A 14,028-nucleotide genomic window follows, 5' to 3' on the forward strand; every position below is an offset into this window, starting at 1 on the left:
GCGTCGGCGGACTTCTCGGCCAGCTTGCGCACCTCGTCGGCGACCACCGAGAAACCCAGCCCGTGCTCGCCGGCGCGGGCGGCCTCGATCGCGGCGTTGAACGCCAGCAGGTTGGTCTGGGAGGCGATCTCACCGATCACCTTGACGATGGCGTCGATATCCTCGGAAGACTTCTGGATCGCCGCCATCGCCTCGCGCGAATCGTTCAGCGACTGGGTGCCTCGGTTGGCCTCCTGCTGGGTCTCGCGGGCCAGCGAACGGGTCAGTTGGGTGTTCTCGGCGATCGAGGCGATGGAGGCGTTGAGCGCATGGATCGACTGGCTCATGGCTTCGGTCTGGGCCTGGATATGCTCCTCCAGCTCGACCTCGGCGGTGATGTCGGTGGCGAACTTGATCACCTTGTAGGGTTTGCCGTCGGCGTCGAAGATCGGGTTGTAGGTGGCCTGGATCCAGACCCGGCGGCCATGCTTGCCCAGACGCATGAAGCGGCCGTCGAACAGCTCGCCGCGGCTCAGCGCCAGCCAGAAGTCGCGGTACTCGCGGCTGACTATATGGTCGGGCTCGCAGAACATGCGGTGATGCTGACCCACGATCTCGTCGGCGTGGTAGCCCAGGGTATCGAGGAAGTTCTGGTTGGCGGCAAGGATATTGCCCTTGAGGTCGAACTCGATCACCGCCTGGGCGCGATCCATCGCCTTGACCTTGCCTTCGTACTCGGCGACTGCACGCTTCTGCAGGGTGATGTCCGAGGCCAGCTTGATCACCTTGTGCGGTTTGCCTCCGGCATCGAGCACCGGATTGTAGGTCGCCTGCAGCCAGATGTCCTCGCCCTGGCGGGTGACGCGCCTGAACTCGCCGCTGACGAACTCGCCGCGCCCCAGGCGCGTCCAGAACGCCTGATAGGCGCGGCTCTGGGCGTAGCTCTCGTCACAGAACAGGCGGTGGTGCTGGCCGACCACCTCGTCGCGGCGATAGCCCATGGCCTCGAGGAAACGCGCATTGGCATCGAGCACATGGCCGTCGAGATCGAACTCGATCACCGCCTGGGAGCGGTTGACTGCCTGCCATAGCGCCTCCAACGGCGGGGCGGTGAGGGCGTCGGAGCTGTCGGTGGGGGTATCGAGGGGCATGTTGGGCCTCCGCAGGGCGGGAAGTAAGCCACGAGCCTTCTGAATCGCATGGCCCATGGTGGGTACCGCACAACATCGGCTGGGTGGGGTCGAAGTTTAATTAAACTCGGCTATCGGTGGGATAGACCGTGCCTCAAAAGACGATGCCGCCCCGGAGGGCGGCATCGACGTCGGCAGCGGAGGCGAGATCGTAGGTTCAGCCGAGATAGGCGTTGAGCATCCACACGGTCTTCTCCTGCTCGCGAATATAGTCGCTGGCCAGGGAGGCGGTGCCTTCGTCGTCGGCATCGCTGGCCTGGGAGAGCAGCTCGCGCTGGAGCTCGATCAGGACCTGAAAACCCTTCACCAGACCCTGCACGCACTGCTTGCCGTCGGCGACCTGCTTGTCCTCCTGAATCTGCGACACCTTGGCATAGTCGCTATAGGCGTGCAGCGGCTGGTAGCCCAGGGTCAGGATGCGCTCGGCCACTTCGTCGACCTTGGTCAGCAGATCGGTGTAGATCTCCTCGAACTTGGCGTGGAGCTCGAAGAACTGCTCGCCCTTGACGTTCCAGTGGTAGCCGCGGGTGTTCATGTAGAACACCTGGTAGTTGGCAAGCAGCGTATTGAGCTTGTCCGCGAGCTGCTCGGCGCTGGAGGTGTGCAGGCCGATGGCATTGGTATCGATGTCGGACATGGTGTCTCTCCTGAAAGGTGATGGTGACAGTGTAACCGGGCGCTCCGCGGAGCCCCATCCAAGTCTCGATATGGCGTGGATAGCGTCGTCCTATCAGGACGTTAAGTGCGTTCCGTACCAAGGTATATCAGGGTCACATGACGACAATGCAAGCCTGGTGGGAGAGCGGCCGCCGGCGCGTCATCCCCTGGGGCCGGCCTGCCACAGCCTTGCCAGTGTCCGCGCGCGATCGCCCAGCAGTTCGCCGCAGCGCGCCAGCGCCTCGTCCAGCGTGATCGGGCCGTCGGCCAGCGCGAACGCCGCGGTGACGCCGTGCTCGAACGCGGCTTGCCACTGGTCGCCCAGCCGTCCGGCCAGCACGACGACGGGAACGCCGAAGCGTTCGGCACGACGGGCGATCCCGATCGGCGTCTTGCCCGACAGGCTCTGTCCATCGAGCTGTCCCTCACCGGTAATCACCCAGTCGGCGCCCGTCAGCAGGGTGTCGAACGCGACCTGATCCATCACCAGCTCGATGCCCGGGCGCAGCTCGGCGCCGAGAAAGGCGCGTGCCGCGAAGCCCATCCCGCCGGCGGCGCCAGCCCCCGGCAGTTCCCGGAAGTCCTCGCCCAGAATCCTGGCGGCATGATCGGCGAAATGCGACAGCGCCCGGTCCAGCCGGTCGACATCGGCCTCCGTCGCCCCCTTTTGCGGGCCGAACACGGCACTGGCGCCGCGGGGCCCGAGCAGCGGGTTGTCGACATCGACGGCGGTCTGAACCGCCAACGAGGCCAGCCGCGGATCGAGGCCATCGAGATCGAGTGTCGCCAGTTCGGCCAGCGCGGCACCGCCGGGAGGCAGGGAATTGCCTTCACCATCGAGCAGTCTCCCGCCGAGGGCAACCAGCATGCCGGCGCCGGCGTCGTTGGTGGCACTGCCGCCCAGGGTCAGTACCAGCGACTCCGCTCCGGCGTCCAGCGCTGCCACGATCAGCTCCCCGACCCCGAAGGTCGAGCTGTGGAGCGCAGTACGCTCGTCACGCTTGAGCTGCTGCAGGCCACTGGCCTCCGCCAGCTCGACGAATGCGGTGCGCGAAGCCTCGTGCCAGCCCCAGGTCGCCGTGGTCTCGCGCCCCAGCGCGTCCCGCACGCTTGCCGTCCTTCGCTCCGCGTTCGTCGCCGCCAGCAGGGCATCCAGCGTGCCTTCGCCGCCATCGCCCATCGGACACTGGTGCAGGGTGGCGTCGGGCAGTTCCCGTTCGATGCCGGCGGCGATGGCGGCGGCGGCATCGCGGGCGGAAAGTGCATCCTTGAAGCTATCGGGGGCGATGACGATGTTCATGGCATCCTCGGCTGGGAGTGAATCGGGTCGAGTCGTGGCTCTGCCCAGCATAACGTCGTTGCACGTCGGCAGCGACGGGCGGCGGTTCGTGGCCCAGGGCAATGCGACGGAGCGGGAGGTCGGTCGCGGCGGAAGCAGCATGGAACGGCGAGCTCGAAACTGGCATGCTGAACACCGTTCGCAATCTCCTGCGAGGATGCCGTGATGAACGATCTGCGATATCGGATAGGCCGCTGGGCCGCAATGTGCGTCGGACTCGGCGTATTGAGCGGTTGCCAGGCCATGTCGGCGCCGGAACCCACCTCGGCGATGGGCGGCAACGCCTTGCCCGCCGCCTGTCGCTGGCCGGCCGGCAGCGGCGATTCGCTGGCGCGTCTGCGGGCCACGCGGGACGCCCTGGAGAGCCAGGGCTACGCCATCCTGGATACCGACGCCTCGCTGGGGCTGGTCAGTGCCGAACGCAAGACCGCACAGCCCGGCCTGGGCGCCGTGAACAGCCCGTTCGGACGTAGCGGCTTCTGGGGCGGGTTCGGCCTGGGTGGCAGGAGCGGATATTCGCTGGGGGTGTTCCAGAACTTCGGCGGTGGCTACAACACCGATCCGGTGCAGATCGAGCGTGTCTCGGTGGTGACGCCGGACGCGACGACGCTGGTCGACCGCGATTCGGTGGTGGTCGATTACAACGGTTACCTGATCGACGCTCGCAGCTACAACCAGCCTTCGTTCTGCCAGCAGTTGCGTCAGGATATCGAATCTCGTCTGAACCAGCCCGCCACCGGAGTGACGCCATGAGATATCGCGAGACGACACCAGCCGTGACATGGCGATCCGGGACGACCAGGGTCGCCTGGCTGGGCCTGCTGGCCGGGATGCTGCTGCTGACGGCCTGTGCGGTGTCGCCTCAGCCACAGCCGCGGAGTATCGCCGTCCAGGCCACGACGGAAGAGACGCTCAAGGCGACACTCGCGATGCTGGCCGAGCGCGGGTTCGTGATTCGCCATGGCGACGGCGACCTGGGCCAGATCGATGCCGTGCTGGCCTCTCGCTCGGGCTACGAAATTCACGCCCAGGTCACCAGCGGCGGCGAACGTCCCCCGGGGCTCGTGATGCAGAATGGCGATACCTACCTTACCTTGAGCGGTCGACGCGGCGGCCAGCCCCTGGACGCGCTGGCGCTCGACCCCTTGTTCATCGACGTCCAGAACCGGCTGGGATTGCTGCCTTGAGAAGACTGTCTATGGGGAGACACTGTGCGTGGCTGGGGTTGGCGATGGGCTTGCTGCTGGGGGCGCCGCCGGCGGCGTTGGCTCATCCCCACGGCTGGGTGGACATGAGCGTCGAGGGAATCTTCGATGAGCAGGGCAGGCTGACCGCGCTTCGCCAGCGCTGGCGCATGGATCCGTTCTACAGCCAGGTGGTCATGGAGGAGCTGGCGACCGTCAAGGATGGTACCAGCATGGCCCAGCGCCTCGACGCGTTGGGCGTGGAGATCCGCAACAATCTCGCCACCCAGCACAACCTGACCAACATCACGCTCGACGGCCAGCCCGTCGCTCAGGGGGAGGTCACCGACACCGACACCGACTATCGCGACGACCGGCTGGTGTACGAGTTCGTGCTGCCGCTGTCGACACCGCAACGGCTGGCCGGCCATACCCTGAGCTATCGGATCTTCGATCCCACCTACTACATCGAGATGGTGCACGAGGCCAACGAGGACGGCTCCCAGCCGCTGCCCGATGCCCTGAAGCTCGACCACCCGCCGGCAGGCTGCACCACCCGGATCGTCAAGGCGACCCCGGACCCGCAGAAGGTGATGGAGGCGGCCATGCTGGACAAGGGCGAGAGCGGCGAGCCCAACCTCGGGCGCTTCTTTGCCGAGACAGGAGAGATCGCGTGCCCGGGCTGAGAACGACGCTGAGATTCCTGGTGCCGCTGGCGCTGCTGATCGGCCTGGGTGGGGTCGGTTATGCATTGGGGTGGTGGCCGCAGGGCGCGGTGCCGATCGTCTTCTGGCAGGGCTAGTTCTATCACGCCCTGGTCGAGGCCGTCAGTGCGCTGAAGCGTACCCCCGACGTGACGACCTGGGGCGTGCTGCTCGGGGTGAGCTTCGGCTACGGCGTCTTCCATGCCGCGGGGCCGGGCCACGGCAAGGTGGTGCTGAGTACCTACCTGGCCTCGCAGGGGGGCGCCTGGCGCCGCGCGCTGGGCCTCTCCGTGCTGGCGGCGCTGCTGCAGGGCGTGATGGCGATCGCCATCATCGGTGTCCTGGTGTTCGGTCTGGGATGGTTGACCCGGCAGGCGATGGGCAGCATCGATCAGGCGGAGCTGGCGAGCTTCGCGATCGTTACCCTGGTCGGGCTGTGGCTCTGTATCCGGTCGCTGCGGCGCCTGTGGCGATCGCGCCATACCGCCAGCAACGCTGCCGCGACCACCGTGACCCCGGCTTTCACGCCCGTCACGACCAGCCCGGTGTCGCCTCATTCGTCGCTGGGTCCGATGGTGCCATCGCAGCGACATACCCACGACGCCCACTGCGGTTGCGGTCACGATCACCATATCGATCCCCGGCAGGCGGGGGACTGGCGCGTGGCGCTGCTGACGGTACTGTCGATCGGCATCCGCCCCTGCAGCGGTGCGGTGCTGCTGCTGGGCGCGGCCTCACTGCTGGATCAGTTCGGCAAGGGCGTGGTCGCGGTCCTGGCGATGTCGCTGGGAACGGCGCTGACCGTCTCCTCGCTGGCCCTGCTCAGCGTGCTGGCGCGCGACTGGGTCAAGCGCCACCTCAAGCCCGCCAGGGGCGGCGGCCAGTGGCAGTCGTGGGTCGGCCTGGCAGGCGGGGCGCTGATACTGGTGCTGGGCCTGTCGCTGACGCTGGCCCAGTGGCAGCGAGGGCCGGCCGCCGGCCCGCCGATGCTTGGCGCGCCCACCGCGCAGCAGTCCGACCCTGCGCCGGGCCCGTTCGGCGCGGGACGCGGCTGATCCGCGCCTTGACGATGTGAACGCCTCCGCTCGATGTCAGGGCGACGACGTCGCCGCGCTCGCCAGTCGCGCGATCTCCGCACGGCGCTGCTCGAGGGCGTCGGCCGGATAGGCTTCGGCGCTGCCTTGGCCCCAGACCGGGCCGGGCCAGGCGGCATCGCCGGCGAAGCGCACGATGACGTGGAGGTGGAACTGCGGCACCACGTTGCCGAGCGTGGCGATGTTCAATTTGTCGCCTTCGTAGAATGCCATCATCGCCTGCCCCAGCCGCGTGGCTTCCTGCCACAGGCGCGCCTGCTCGTCATCCGGCAGGTCGTAGATCTCGACGACATCCGCGCGCTGCGGGATCAGGACGACCCAGGGGTAGCGGGCATCGCCGCTCAGGCGAACCTGACACAGAGGCAGGTCGACGACGTGAAAGCTGTCCTGTTGCAGGCGAGAATCGAGCGTGAAGTTGGGCATGACGCCTCCGGCGGTGAAGGGGAGAAGCGGATTGCAAGGCGTCACTCTACGTCGAGGCCGCGGGAGCGTCGAGTTGCGCCGCGAACGGGGGCGACGGTGGTAAGCTCTCGTTTTTGCCGCTTCGCTCATGGGTGGTCGGGCACGGCGGCGGCCCCGGAACGAGGAACATCGCGATGAAAACTGGATTGGGATGGCTGGCCGTCGGCTGCCTGGTATTGACGCTGAGCGCCTGCAATACGATGCACGGTCTGGGCAAGGACATCGAGCGCGGCGGCGAGAAGATCCAGAACGCCTCGCAATAGCGGTTTGGACGTTAAATCCGCGAGTTAGGCAAGATATCGTACGCGGCGCGCGTCTCTCTGCTATTTTGATGGCTGGCCGGCTAACAAACGGCCCGGATGGGCCACGCGTTCATCCGCCCAAAACGTTAAGGAGGACGACATCATGAAACGCCTAATTGCTTTCTCTCTGTTCGCACTGTTCAGCGCCGGTATCCTGGCAGGCTGCAACACGGTCGACGGCGCCGGCAAGGACGTCGAAGCCGGTGGCGAAGCCGTCCAGGACGCAGCCAGCTGATAGCCGAATGCCCGATCCTCGAGGATCGGGCATTTGTTTCTCCATCCCTCGCCCTTGAAGATTGCCCGCTTCATCTCTCCGCCGCGTGATATCGTCCTCTTGCTGCCCGGCACATTACTGCTCCCCGGCAAACGTCGATAGACCGGAGTCCACCATGACATCTCCTCTCGGCACCGAATCCAGCCCGTCTGGTCACGCAAGCGACCGCGAATCGCTGGCCAGCTACGACGATGCCAGCCCGCTCTCCCTCGATACGCTGCCTGGGCCGCAGGAGTCCCCCGTTTCCATCGTTTTCAACGACACCGCCTACGCCACCGTGCTGGCGACGCCGGATCAGCTCGAGGCGCTGGCGGTCGGTTTCGCGTTCAGCGAGGGGGTGATCGACCGATACGCCGATGTCGGAGCGATCGCGGTGGAGACCAGCCGGCACGGCTTTCGGGTGCGGCTGCAAGTGGCCGAGCGGATTGCCCGACGCGCCGGCAGCCAGGCGAGGGCGACCCTGTCGACCAGCGGCTGCGGCGCCTGTGGGGTGCAGGAGGAGTCGCAACTGCTGTTCGGCCTGACCCGGCTTCCTGTGGCGGCCTTGCCGCCCGTCGAGAGTCTCGGTTCGGGATTGGAGGCGCTGCGAACCGAGTCCTCGCCCGGCGTGCATCTGGCCCTGGGGCTTTCCGAGCCTGGCCGGATCGTCACCGTCGGCCGCGATATCGGGCGCCACAACGCGCTGGACAAGGTGATCGGCGAAAGCCTGATGGCCGGCCTCATGCCGGCGCTGGTGATGACCTCCAGTCGCTGCAGCCTCGAGCTCGTGCAGAAGAGCGTCCGGGCCAGGATTCCGGCGCTGGCGACGCTCTCCTATCCCTCGCGGCTTGCGGTGGAAGTCGCGCGAACCTGCAATCTGACCCTGATCAACTGCCATCGGGGCAGGCGGCTCGAACTGCTGAGCCGCGGCGACGGCTGAATCGGGCCCTCGACCTTATCTCCCTCTCAAGCCCGGCGCGTATTGGCCGATACGTTATCCCGTCCCGCGCGCCTGCCTGCTCCCGCAAGTTGTCGACAGCCGAAACGTTAGCGGCGTAATATACTTTTGTATTACGACCAACGTCTGAAACGAGCTCGTCGCGTCTCGAGTGCATCAGGCGCTTTGCGCCGACACCGAATCCAGCATCTCATGCCGGCCCCATGCCGATCGTATCGCTGCGCGCCGGCGGGCGGGCGTCCGCGATTTCCGGTCGTCACCGAACGTGTAAGGAAAAGCATGTCCCAGTTTCAACGAGAGCCCCGTCGCGAGTCCCCCGCCGAGGATGCCCCGAGCGCCGTGGCGGCCAAGGCACCCAGGATATTCGACTACCACAATCCGGCCGGCGGCTGGGGCGCGCTGAAGTCGGTGGGCAGGCACCTGCTGCACAGCCGCTCGCCGGCCCTCAATGCACGTTCGCTGTTCAAGCTCAACCAGCCCGACGGTTTCGACTGCCCCGGCTGCGCCTGGGGCGATCCCGAGCATGGCTCGTCGTTCGAGTTCTGCGAGAACGGTGTCAAGGCGGTGACCTGGGAAGCGACCGCCAAGCGCGTCACCCGGCAGTTTTTCGCCAGGTACAGCGTCAGCGAACTGAAGGGCTGGGACGACTATCGGCTCGAGGACCAGGGGCGCCTGGTCGAGCCGATGCGCTACAACGCCGAGACCGATCACTACGAGCCGGTGGCGTGGGACGAGGCGCTCGATCTGATCGCCGCCGAGCTCAAGGCGCTGCCGACCCCGGACGACGGCATCTTCTACACCTCCGGCAAGGCGTGCAACGAATCCGCCTACGTGTTCCAGCTGCTGGCGCGTCTGTCGGGTACCAATAACCTGCCGGACTGCTCCAACATGTGCCACGAAGCCAGCGGCGTGGCGCTCAACGCCGCGCTGGGCACCGGCAAGGGCAGCGTGCGGCTGGAAGATTTCGAGAAGGCGGAGGCGATCTTCGTCTTCGGACAGAACCCGGGCACCAACCATCCGCGCATGCTCGGCGTGCTGCGGGAGGCGGCGGAGCGTGGGGCGACCATCGTCACCTTCAACACCCTGAAGGAGCGCGGGCTCGAGAAATTCGCCGATCCGCAGAAGCCGCTGGAGATGCTGCACAACGGCAGCCACCGCATCAGCAGCCACTACTTCCGGCCCAAGCTGGGCGGCGACATGGCGGTGGTGCGGGGCATGGCCAAGGCGCTGTTCGCCCGCGACGCCGCCGGGGAAGCCGTGCTCGACCACCAGTTCATGGCCCAGCACACCGCGCACCTGGAAGCCTATCGCGCTCGCGTCGAGGCGACCGAGTGGACGACGCTGGAAGCCCAGTCCGGTTTGACCCGGGAGGAGATGGAGCAGGCCGCCGAGCTCTATGCGCGCTCCAACGCCACCATCGCCTGCTGGGCGATGGGGATCACCCAGCACGTCCACTCGGTGCCGACGGTGCGCGAGATCGTCAACCTGCTGATGCTGCGCGGCAACCTGGGCAAGCCCGGCGCCGGCACCTCGCCGGTTCGTGGCCACTCCAACGTTCAGGGCGACCGCACCATGGGCATCTACGAGAAGCCCTCGGATGCGCTGCTGGATGCGCTCGAAGCGCAGTACGCGCGGCCGATGCCACGCGAACACGGGGTCGATTCCGTCGCCGCGGTCGAGGCGATGCGCGACCAGCCGGGCAAGGTCTTCCTCGGTCTGGGGGGCAACTTCACCCGCGCGATCTCCGATAGCGTCGTCACCGAACAGGCGATGGCCAACTGCCGATTGACGGCGTTCATCAGCACCAAGCTCAACCGCAGCCACCTGGTGACCGGCGAGAAGGCGCTGATCCTGCCATGCATTGGCCGCAGCGAGATCGACCGCAACGCGGCCGGGAAGTCCCAGCTGATCACGGTGGAGGACTCGATGAGCATGGTCCACGGCTCCGCCGGCATCAACAAGCCGGCGGACAGCGCGCTGCGTTCCGAGATCGCCATCCTGACCGGCATCGCCGAGCGGCTGTTCGCCAGCGATGGGATCGGCGATCAAGATCGCGGCAGCGAGGCGGTCGACTGGGCCGCGATGCGCGAGGATTACGACGTCATTCGCGAGCATATCGCCGCGGTGATTCCTGGGTTCCACGACTTCAACGCCCGCGTTCGGGTGCCGCGCGGCTTCTGGCTCGCCAATCCGGTTGTCCGGCTTGAATTCGGCACCGCGACCGGCAAGGCCGAGTTTTCCGACGATCCGCTGCCGAGCGAGGTGATGCACCAGCAGCTGGCCTCGCGCGAAGGCTGGCTGACGCTGCAGACGATGCGCTCCCACGACCAGTACAACACCACCGTCTACGGCTACGACGACCGCTATCGCGGCATCGAGGGTGGCCGACAGGTGATCTTCCTCAACCGTGACGACATCGCGCGCCTCGGCTTCGAGGCGGGGCAGTGGGTCGATCTGGTGGGCGAGTCCGGCGATGGTGTCGTCCGCCGTGTCGACGGTTTCAAGATCGTCGCCTACGACACCCCGCAGGGCTGTGCCGCCGCCTACTATCCGGAGACCAACCCGCTGATTCCGCTCGCCCACAAGGGCGACTTCAGCCACACCCCGGCCTCCAAGTCGATCGCCGTCAGGCTCGAGGCGAGCGCGCGGCTTGCCTGATCCGCTCGACCCGGAGACCCTGCAGCGCCGGCTGGTGGCGCTGCAGGCGGAACATCCCGAACTCGACCCGCTGGCGGTGCTGGTGCTGCTGGCGGTTCGCCAGTCCGACGCGGCGAGGGAAAGCGGCGTCTCCACGGCGCTGATGTCCCGTCGCCTGGGAATCGAACACGCTCTGATTCGTCGCGCGGCGGCCGAGCTCGAAGCTGGCGGCTGGGTCACGGCCACGCCGGCCGGTGGCGCCAGTCCTGCCCTGCGGTTGATTTTGCCCGCCACTTGCTGACTCAATGCCGGTATCGACGACTGTCACGATAACCGCCAAGAGGGAGCGAGATGCCAGACGATCAACTGAAGGGAAGGGACGCCATCGTCACCGGCGGCGGGGTGGGGATCGGTTTCGCCATCGCCCAGGCGCTGGCTGCTGCCGGGGCACGAGTAGTGATTACCTATCGCTCCCACGAACCCGATGCCGAGGTGCTGGCAGCGCTGACCGCGAGCGGCGGCGACACGGCGCTGGCCCGGTCGCTGGACGTGACCGATGAGTCGGCCGTCGAGGGCTTCGCGAGCTGGCTGCAAGCCGAGATCGGCGCGATCGATATCCTGATCAACAACGCCGGCGGTCTGGTCCAGCGTTCGACGATCGAAGAGATGCCGTTGTCGCTGTGGCGTCAGGTGCAGGCGCTCAACGTGGATTCGGTCTTCCTGGTCACCCACCACCTGCTACCGCTGTTTCGCGATGGTGGACGCATCGTGACCGTCTCCTCGCTGGCCGGACGCAACGGCGGCCATCCCGGTGCGACGGCCTACGCCACCGCCAAGGCGGCGCTGTTCGGCTTCACCCGGGGGCTGGCCAAGGAAGTGGCCGGTCGCGGCATCACCGTCAATGCGCTGGCGCCGGGCTTCATCGAGGCGACGCCGTTTCACGCGACCTTCACCACCGACGAATCCAAGCGCGCCACCATCGAGACGATTCCCGCCGGGCGGGCCGGACTGCCCGAGGACGTCGCTTCGGCGGCGCTGTGGCTGGCCAGCGACGGTGCCGCATTCGTCTCCGGCACCATCGTCGACATCAACGGCGCACAGTACTTTGGTTGACGGTACTTTGGTTGACGGCACTTTGGCTGACGTTACTCTGGCTAGCCGAGCTCGCTGAGAAAATCGTCGAGGCAGGCGGCCAGCGCGTCGGGCCGTTCGAGCATCGGCGTATGGCCGGCATCGAGCGTCTCGAGCCTCGCATCGGCGATACCTGAAGCCAGTGCCCTGGCGTGTCGAAGAGAGCGTGCCGGATCCTGTTGGCCATGGACGATGAGCGTCGGACAGCGGATCTCGCCTAACCGCGGGGTGAGATCGAGGCCGCGCAGGCTGGTCATGGCGCGATGGGCGCGCTCGGGGCCGGTGGCGAGGGTGTAGCGACGCAGTGCATCGCCGTGGCGATCCAGCGCTTCCCGTCCGACGCAGCGCAACAGGAAGGCGTCGATGAAGGCCTCTCCCCACTGCGCCAGCAGGCGCTGCGGCAGATCGGGATCGCCGTGATCGACGGCGCTGGCCCCGGTATCGACCAGCACCAGCCCGTCGAGGCGGGCGCCCAGCGCCGCCGCGACCTGCAACGCAACGACCCCGCCGGCTGAGTGGCCTACCAGAACCCGATGACCCGGACCCCGATGGCCCAGCTCCCGCGCCGGCCAGCGGGTGACGATCTCGTCGGCGGCGATCTCCAGGTCGCCTGCGCCCGGCCCGGCCAGCCAGTCGAGCGGCTGCCACGCCCAGTCCGCCGCGAGCGCTACCGGGGCGAAGATCGTCGGCGGCAGCAGGGTGCCGGGCAGTGCCATCAATCGACCTGGCACGCCGGCGACGCGATCAGCCACCGATGGCGCCGATCAGCCAGGCGAAGGCAAGCAGGATGATGCCGATGCCCCAGGCCCACAGGAAGGTGAACTTGAGATGCTCGCGCAGCTCGACGCCGGCCAGGCCGATGGCCAGATAGACGCTGGGCACCACCGGGCTGATGCTGAAGCCGGTGTTTTCGCCGATCAGCATCGCTCGGGCAACCGCATCCACGGGGACGCCGGCGGCGGTGGCGATGTCGCGCACGATCGGCATCAGCGCGAAATAGTAGGCGTCCGGCGAGAACAGCATGCCCAGCGGCACGCCGAAGAAGCCCACGATCAGGTGCAGTACGCTCGCCGAACCCGCGGGCAGCAGCTCGATCAGCGCACCGGCCATGCCTTCCGACATGCCCGCCCCGGCCAGGATGCCGAGCAGGATGCCGGCCGCCAGCATCACCAGCGCCATCTGCAGTGCATCGTTGGCATGCCGGGCCAGCTCCTTGCCCTGGGCTTCCGGACGCGGGTAGTTGAGCAGCAGGGCGATGCCGAGACCGACCATGAAGCTGGCATAGAGCGGGAAGGCGCCGGTGAACAGGATCAGCAGAATGATCAGCGTCAGCGCCACGTTGGCCCAGTAGCGCCAGTCGCTGATCGGCAGCGCCGTTTCCCGCGGCGGCAACAGGTAGGCGCTCATGTCGCCGCCATTGCCAGCCTGACCGTGGCCGTTGGCTCGATTGTGGCGCTGCGCCTTGATGCCGAAGTAGCTCGCCAGCCCCAGCAGCAGCACGATCCCCAGCGCCTGTACCGGTATCAGCGGCAGCCACAGTTCGGAGGCGTCCACGCCGGCGGTGGCCGCGGCGCGGGCCGTCGGGCCGCCCCACGGCACCATGTTGATCACGCCGGCACTCAGCCCGACCAGGCAGAGCAGGATCAGCGGGCTCATGTTGAGGCGCTGGTAGAGCGGCAGGAAGGCCGGGATCGTGAGCAGGAAGGTGGCCGCGCCGACGCCGTCGAGATGGGCGATGGCGGCCACCAGCACGGTGACGATGGCGACTCGGAGCGGCTCGCCCCGGGTGCGCTCGATCAGGAAGTTGACCAGCGGGTCGAACATGCCGCGCTCGCGCATGATCCCGAAGTAGAGAATGGCGAAGATGAACAGCGTCGCGGTCGGGGCGACGGCGGTGAGGCCATCCTTGATGAAGCCGCCGGTCTCGGCGGGAGTGAACCCCGCCAGCAGGCTGGCGGCGACCGGGACCAGGGCGAACGCCACCACCGGGGGTCAGTCGTTTGAGCAGTATCAGTGCGATGATGCCCAGCATCATCACGAATCCGAGCGTTGGTATCATGATGGCTCCGTGAGTTGGCGTAGATTGGGGCGCTTGGGCGCCTCTTGGATGGAAACGGTGCGCATGGCACCGCCGTTCA

16 protein-coding genes and 1 pseudogene are annotated in these 14,028 nt (G+C 67.1%); 11 read left to right on the plus strand and 6 right to left on the minus strand.

What is annotated here, in order from left to right:
- From AC3AYF_RS10505 to AC3AYF_RS10515, 3 genes and pseudogenes are all read right to left on the minus strand, one after another.
- Window positions 1-1,007, minus strand: a pseudogene (locus tag AC3AYF_RS10505) (methyl-accepting chemotaxis protein); the annotation flags it as partial.
- A 319-nt stretch (window positions 1,008-1,326) separates the two neighbouring features.
- Window positions 1,327-1,806: a Dps family protein gene (locus AC3AYF_RS10510; protein ID WP_295039105.1), complete on the minus strand. Its 480-nt coding sequence runs from the start codon at window positions 1,804-1,806 to the stop codon at window positions 1,327-1,329.
- Window positions 1,807-1,986: 180 nt separating this feature from the next.
- Window positions 1,987-3,126, minus strand: coding sequence for a glycerate kinase (locus AC3AYF_RS10515; RefSeq protein WP_295039103.1), 1,140 nt, complete (start codon window positions 3,124-3,126; stop codon window positions 1,987-1,989).
- A 204-nt stretch (window positions 3,127-3,330) separates the two neighbouring features.
- Here AC3AYF_RS10515 and AC3AYF_RS10520 point away from each other — a divergent pair, with 204 nt between their 5' ends.
- Genes AC3AYF_RS10520 through AC3AYF_RS10540 form a run of 5 tightly spaced genes read left to right on the plus strand, consistent with a single transcriptional unit; the run spans window position 3,331 to window position 6,108 of the window.
- Window positions 3,331-3,918 carry a hypothetical protein gene (locus tag AC3AYF_RS10520; protein WP_295039101.1) on the plus strand — a complete coding sequence of 196 codons (588 nt, stop codon included), beginning with the start codon at window positions 3,331-3,333 and terminating at the stop codon, window positions 3,916-3,918.
- Window positions 3,915-4,352 carry a hypothetical protein gene (locus AC3AYF_RS10525; RefSeq protein ID WP_295039099.1) on the plus strand — a complete coding sequence of 146 codons (438 nt, stop codon included), beginning with the start codon at window positions 3,915-3,917 and terminating at the stop codon, window positions 4,350-4,352. Before AC3AYF_RS10520 ends, AC3AYF_RS10525 begins: the two co-directional genes overlap by 4 nt.
- A gap of 11 nt (window positions 4,353-4,363) precedes the next feature.
- Window positions 4,364-5,035, plus strand: coding sequence for a DUF1007 family protein (locus AC3AYF_RS10530; RefSeq protein ID WP_487779713.1), 672 nt, complete (start codon window positions 4,364-4,366; stop codon window positions 5,033-5,035).
- Window positions 5,023-5,151 carry a hypothetical protein gene (locus tag AC3AYF_RS10535; protein WP_487779714.1) on the plus strand — a complete coding sequence of 43 codons (129 nt, stop codon included), beginning with the start codon at window positions 5,023-5,025 and terminating at the stop codon, window positions 5,149-5,151. The genes AC3AYF_RS10530 and AC3AYF_RS10535 overlap by 13 nt, the downstream gene beginning before the upstream one ends.
- Before the next feature lie 51 nt (window positions 5,152-5,202).
- Entirely contained in the window at window positions 5,203-6,108 is a 906-nt protein-coding gene (locus AC3AYF_RS10540) for a nickel/cobalt transporter (RefSeq protein ID WP_295039093.1), read from the plus strand.
- 36 nt (window positions 6,109-6,144) lie between these two features.
- Here the strand turns inward: AC3AYF_RS10540 and AC3AYF_RS10545 are convergent, their stop codons facing one another.
- Window positions 6,145-6,570 (minus strand): HIT domain-containing protein, encoded by a 426-nt coding sequence (locus AC3AYF_RS10545; protein WP_295039091.1) that lies wholly within the window; start codon window positions 6,568-6,570, stop codon window positions 6,145-6,147.
- 173 nt (window positions 6,571-6,743) lie between these two features.
- Between AC3AYF_RS10545 and AC3AYF_RS10550 the strand changes: the two genes are divergently transcribed.
- From AC3AYF_RS10550 to AC3AYF_RS10575, 6 genes are all read left to right on the plus strand, one after another.
- Window positions 6,744-6,872: an entericidin A/B family lipoprotein gene (locus tag AC3AYF_RS10550; RefSeq protein ID WP_295039089.1), complete on the plus strand. Its 129-nt coding sequence runs from the start codon at window positions 6,744-6,746 to the stop codon at window positions 6,870-6,872.
- Between the two features lie 142 nt (window positions 6,873-7,014).
- A complete protein-coding gene (locus AC3AYF_RS10555; RefSeq protein ID WP_071232719.1) occupies window positions 7,015-7,146 on the plus strand; it encodes an entericidin A/B family lipoprotein in 132 nt (43 codons plus the stop codon).
- Between the two features lie 154 nt (window positions 7,147-7,300).
- Window positions 7,301-8,104: a formate dehydrogenase accessory sulfurtransferase FdhD gene (locus AC3AYF_RS10560; protein ID WP_295039085.1), complete on the plus strand. Its 804-nt coding sequence runs from the start codon at window positions 7,301-7,303 to the stop codon at window positions 8,102-8,104.
- A gap of 297 nt (window positions 8,105-8,401) precedes the next feature.
- Window positions 8,402-10,780, plus strand: coding sequence for an FdhF/YdeP family oxidoreductase (locus AC3AYF_RS10565; RefSeq protein ID WP_295039083.1), 2,379 nt, complete (start codon window positions 8,402-8,404; stop codon window positions 10,778-10,780).
- A complete protein-coding gene (locus tag AC3AYF_RS10570; protein ID WP_295039081.1) occupies window positions 10,773-11,060 on the plus strand; it encodes a MarR family transcriptional regulator in 288 nt (95 codons plus the stop codon). Before AC3AYF_RS10565 ends, AC3AYF_RS10570 begins: the two co-directional genes overlap by 8 nt.
- A 50-nt stretch (window positions 11,061-11,110) precedes the next feature.
- A complete protein-coding gene (locus AC3AYF_RS10575) occupies window positions 11,111-11,872 on the plus strand; it encodes an SDR family NAD(P)-dependent oxidoreductase (protein ID WP_295039079.1) in 762 nt (253 codons plus the stop codon).
- Between the two features lie 41 nt (window positions 11,873-11,913).
- Here AC3AYF_RS10575 and AC3AYF_RS10580 read toward each other — a convergent pair whose 3' ends face one another.
- Together AC3AYF_RS10580 and AC3AYF_RS10585 are read right to left on the minus strand one after the other, a co-directional pair.
- Window positions 11,914-12,642 carry an alpha/beta fold hydrolase gene (locus AC3AYF_RS10580; protein WP_295039076.1) on the minus strand — a complete coding sequence of 243 codons (729 nt, stop codon included), beginning with the start codon at window positions 12,640-12,642 and terminating at the stop codon, window positions 11,914-11,916.
- Window positions 12,635-13,876 carry a CitMHS family transporter gene (locus AC3AYF_RS10585; protein WP_295039074.1) on the minus strand — a complete coding sequence of 414 codons (1,242 nt, stop codon included), beginning with the start codon at window positions 13,874-13,876 and terminating at the stop codon, window positions 12,635-12,637. The genes AC3AYF_RS10580 and AC3AYF_RS10585 overlap by 8 nt, the downstream gene beginning before the upstream one ends.
- Window positions 13,877-14,028: the final 152 nt, after the last annotated feature.

This window comes from Salinicola sp. (genome assembly GCF_982684285.1).

What these genes read in the sequence shown, in the direction of transcription:
- AC3AYF_RS10510 (WP_295039105.1), bottom strand. Translation starts at nt 1,806, where the DNA reads ATGTCCGACATCGATACCAATGCCATCGGCCTGCACACCTCCAGCGCC.
- AC3AYF_RS10515 (WP_295039103.1), bottom strand. Translation starts at nt 3,126, where the DNA reads ATGAACATCGTCATCGCCCCCGATAGCTTCAAGGATGCACTTTCCGCC.
- AC3AYF_RS10520 (WP_295039101.1), top strand. Translation starts at nt 3,331, where the DNA reads ATGAACGATCTGCGATATCGGATAGGCCGCTGGGCCGCAATGTGCGTC.
- AC3AYF_RS10525 (WP_295039099.1), top strand. Translation starts at nt 3,915, where the DNA reads ATGAGATATCGCGAGACGACACCAGCCGTGACATGGCGATCCGGGACG.
- AC3AYF_RS10530 (WP_487779713.1), top strand. Translation starts at nt 4,364, where the DNA reads ATGGGGAGACACTGTGCGTGGCTGGGGTTGGCGATGGGCTTGCTGCTG.
- AC3AYF_RS10545 (WP_295039091.1), bottom strand. Translation starts at nt 6,570, where the DNA reads ATGCCCAACTTCACGCTCGATTCTCGCCTGCAACAGGACAGCTTTCAC.
- AC3AYF_RS10550 (WP_295039089.1), top strand. Translation starts at nt 6,744, where the DNA reads ATGAAAACTGGATTGGGATGGCTGGCCGTCGGCTGCCTGGTATTGACG.
- AC3AYF_RS10555 (WP_071232719.1), top strand. Translation starts at nt 7,015, where the DNA reads ATGAAACGCCTAATTGCTTTCTCTCTGTTCGCACTGTTCAGCGCCGGT.
- AC3AYF_RS10560 (WP_295039085.1), top strand. Translation starts at nt 7,301, where the DNA reads ATGACATCTCCTCTCGGCACCGAATCCAGCCCGTCTGGTCACGCAAGC.
- AC3AYF_RS10565 (WP_295039083.1), top strand. Translation starts at nt 8,402, where the DNA reads ATGTCCCAGTTTCAACGAGAGCCCCGTCGCGAGTCCCCCGCCGAGGAT.
- AC3AYF_RS10575 (WP_295039079.1), top strand. Translation starts at nt 11,111, where the DNA reads ATGCCAGACGATCAACTGAAGGGAAGGGACGCCATCGTCACCGGCGGC.